The sequence below is a fragment of the Streptomyces ossamyceticus genome (assembly GCF_001418475.1).
Taxonomy (GTDB): Bacteria; Actinomycetota; Actinomycetes; order Streptomycetales; family Streptomycetaceae; genus Streptomyces; species Streptomyces ossamyceticus.
This window is the reverse complement of record NZ_LIQX01000869.1, coordinates 1-3,239: the sequence shown is the minus strand read 5'-3', so window position 1 is coordinate 3,239 and position 3,239 is coordinate 1. Positions and strand designations below refer to the sequence as shown.

Genomic DNA, 3,239 nt, shown 5'->3' with positions numbered 1-3,239 from the left:
CGGGAGCGTGGGATGTGTGGAAGAGGCAGGGGGGGGGGAGGGGGAGGGAGCGGACGAAGCTGCATGCGAGAGAGCGCAGGCATCCCCGCCTCGGGTCGCAGCGCAACGTCGTTGCAACCGTCGGATTCCTAGCCTCCACACGAGAGCCGCCCAACGGCGGGTGGCGCTTCTGGGGAGGCAGGAATTCCATGACCCGTTTCGCAACACCTGGTACGGATGGCGCGGTCGTCTCCTACGAGGCGCGCTACGACCACTTCATCGGCGGTGAGTACGTGCCGCCCGCGCGCGGGCAGTACTTCGAGAACCCGAGTCCGGTGAACGGGCTGCCGTTCACGGAGATCGCGCGGGGTACGAGTGAGGACGTGGAGCGGGCGCTGGACGCGGCGCACGCGGCCGCGCCCGGCTGGGGTCGTACGTCGGTGACGGAGCGTTCGGACATCCTGCGGAAGATCGCCGACCGGATGGAGGCGAACCTGGAGAAGCTGGCGGTCGCCGAGAGCTGGGAGAACGGCAAGCCGGTGCGCGAGACGCTGGCCGCCGACATCCCGCTCGCCATCGACCACTTCCGGTACTTCGCGGGGGTGGTGCGTGCGCAGGAGGGTTCGCTGGCGGAGCTCGACGACGACACGGTGGCGTACCACTTCCATGAGCCACTGGGGGTGGTCGCTCAGATCATCCCGTGGAACTTCCCGATCCTCATGGCGACGTGGAAGCTGGCGCCGGCGCTGGCGGCGGGCAACGCGGTCGTGCTCAAGCCGGCGGAGCAGACTCCGGCGTCGATCCATGTGTGGCTGAGCCTGGTCGCGGACCTGCTGCCACCGGGCGTCCTGAACATCGTCAACGGGTTCGGGGTGGAGGCGGGGAAGCCGCTGGCATCGAGCCCGCGGGTGGCGAAGGTGGCGTTCACGGGTGAGACGACGACCGGGCGTCTGATCATGCAGTACGCCTCGGAGAACATCACGCCGGTGACGCTCGAACTCGGTGGGAAGTCTCCGAACATCTTCTTCGACGACGTGTGGTCGGCGAACGACGACTTCCGCGACAAGGCCCTCGAAGGGTTCACGATGTTCGCGCTCAATCAGGGCGAGGTGTGCACGTGCCCGTCGCGGGCGCTGGTGCAGCGTGGGCACTACGCCGAGTTTCTCGAGGCGGCCGTGGCCCGCACGGAGCAGATCAAGACGGGGCATCCGTTGGACACCGACACCATGGTCGGGGCGCAGGCGTCCAACGACCAGTTGGAGAAGATCCTCTCCTACCTGGACATCGGCAGGCAGGAAGGAGCCAAGGTCCTCACGGGCGGGGAACGCATCGAGCACGGTGGCGAGTTGAAGGGCGGCTACTACGTCCAGCCGACGATCTTCGAGGGCCACAACCGTATGCGGATCTTCCAGGAGGAGATCTTCGGGCCGGTCGTGTCCGTCACGTCGTTCGACGACTTCGACGACGCGATCAAGATCGCCAATGACACGCTGTACGGCCTGGGAGCCGGCGTGTGGACGAGGGACGCCAACACGGCGTACCGAGCGGGCCGCGCCATCCAGGCGGGCCGCGTCTGGACGAACTGCTACCACGCGTACCCGGCACACGCCGCGTTCGGTGGCTACAAGGGCTCGGGCATCGGCCGCGAGACCCACAAGATGATGCTGGACCACTACCAGCAGACGAAGAACCTTCTTTGTTCCTACAGCCCTCAGAAGCTTGGGTTCTTCTAGCCACCTGCGAGGAGGCGCCTGCCCTGGGTTTCACCCGTCAGGCGCCCTTCGTGCCACACGCTCTGTTCCCGGCCCGTTTCGCGCGCCAAACCCCGATTCCTCCCACGACTGCACCACTGTCGAAGCGCGGGGCGACGGCGGATCTTCGCCGCCGTGATCTTGGCCTCCGGGTCGCCTGCGTGCAGGCCCTCTCGGCGGGACAGAAGCAGACGCCACCGAGTGGGCAAGGGCCGCGCAATGTGGTGCCGCGCGTCATGCGGGTCGGCAGAGCGCCATGGTCAGCGTCTCTCGCAGCAGCCGGGTCGCCTCGGTGATGTCGGCGGCAGGAGGACGGCCGCCAGCTTCCACGCCAGGCTGTAGGAGTGCTGGACGGAAGTGTTGGAACCGAGGCCGTTGGACGGCGGGTGCCGGTGGACGGCGTCCCCGGCTCAGAAGACGCGTCCGGTGTGCAGCCGGGTGGCGTAGGCATGGTTGACCGTAGTGGTTGAACACGCGAGTGTTCACGGAGAGGAGCGGTAGGCGGCTGCCGTCGGCGACGGGCCATCTGACGATCGCGGCCGGGTGGCTGTCCCACGATTCCGGCCGCCCCGCCGACACCCGCAGCCTCTACAACGGGGCGTTGGCCGCCGCCCGGATCGCCTACGACCCGGGCTTCGAGGGGCACGCCTTCGGCTGCGTCTCGCTCCTCGCCGAGGCAACAGGCCGTCCCCGTGAGGTGATCTCCGCAGCCCAGGGCGCGCAGACAGCGGTGAAGTCGTACGGCTCGGCGCGGATGCTCTCGTTGTCCGCGATGCGGGAGGCCGGTGGCTGGGCGCTGCTGGGCGACGCGAGCGCCACAGATCAAGCGATCGTGCGTGCTCACCGCCTCTACGCCAAGGGGCCGAGCGACGCCGATCCTGACTGGCTGGAGTTCTACACGCCCGCCGAACTGGCCGGGCTCGAAGCCCTCGCGCGGGCAGACCTCGACCAGCACGAGAGGGCCGCGGCCGGGGCTGAGCAGGCTGTCTTGCGGCACGGCGATCAGTTCGCAGGCAATCGGGCCTCGTACCAGGCCGACGTGGCCATCCAACGTGCGGTAAGGAGTCGCTCATTGGGGGCGGGGCCTTGGGATGGCTGGTACGTCATCGCTCCGGTGGACGCGTGTCACAGCTTGCACGTGCGACGGGAGTGGACCGTTCCGGGGCGATGACGCGATCTTCCGCTGTATTCGGGATCAGGTCTCCGGGGCCAGGCAGGCTGGGACGGGGTTGGCGGAGGGCACCGGGTCGGCGAGGTCGGCGGCGGCGCGTTCCGGGCCGAGGAAGGGGGCCAGTACGGAGAAGGCCAGGCCGGGCAGCAGGCCGGGCAGCTCGGCGGTTCGGCCGGCGGCGATCCGCCGGTAGATCGCGGAGTACACCCCGCCGATCACTATGTCGACCAACTCCTCGGCCGGGATGGGAAGTTCGACCTCGTGCAGGTCGGTGAAGAAGTCCCGGAAGCGGGCCAGCAGTTCCTCGCGCGCCTCCCGCCCGGCCGGGCCGACCGCGT

General features: G+C 68.7%; 2 protein-coding genes and 2 pseudogenes. 2 read left to right on the top strand and 2 right to left on the bottom strand.

The features are described 5' to 3' along the window. Nucleotides 1-188 precede the first annotated feature (188 nt). A complete protein-coding gene (gene adh / locus AOK15_RS39930; protein ID WP_055524001.1) occupies nucleotides 189-1,712 on the top strand; it encodes an aldehyde dehydrogenase in 1,524 nt (507 codons plus the stop codon). Nucleotides 1,713-1,990: 278 nt separating this feature from the next. Here adh and AOK15_RS43400 read toward each other — a convergent pair. Further along, nucleotides 1,991-2,128: pseudogene (locus AOK15_RS43400) on the bottom strand (FAD-dependent monooxygenase); the annotation flags it as partial. A gap of 68 nt (nucleotides 2,129-2,196) precedes the next feature. Between AOK15_RS43400 and AOK15_RS39925 the strand changes: the two are divergent. After that, a complete protein-coding gene (locus AOK15_RS39925) occupies nucleotides 2,197-2,901 on the top strand; it encodes an NsdA family TPR-like regulatory protein (RefSeq protein ID WP_240508816.1) in 705 nt (234 codons plus the stop codon). A 24-nt stretch (nucleotides 2,902-2,925) separates the two neighbouring features. Here AOK15_RS39925 and AOK15_RS39920 read toward each other — a convergent pair. Then, nucleotides 2,926-3,239, bottom strand: a pseudogene (locus tag AOK15_RS39920) (hypothetical protein); the annotation flags it as partial.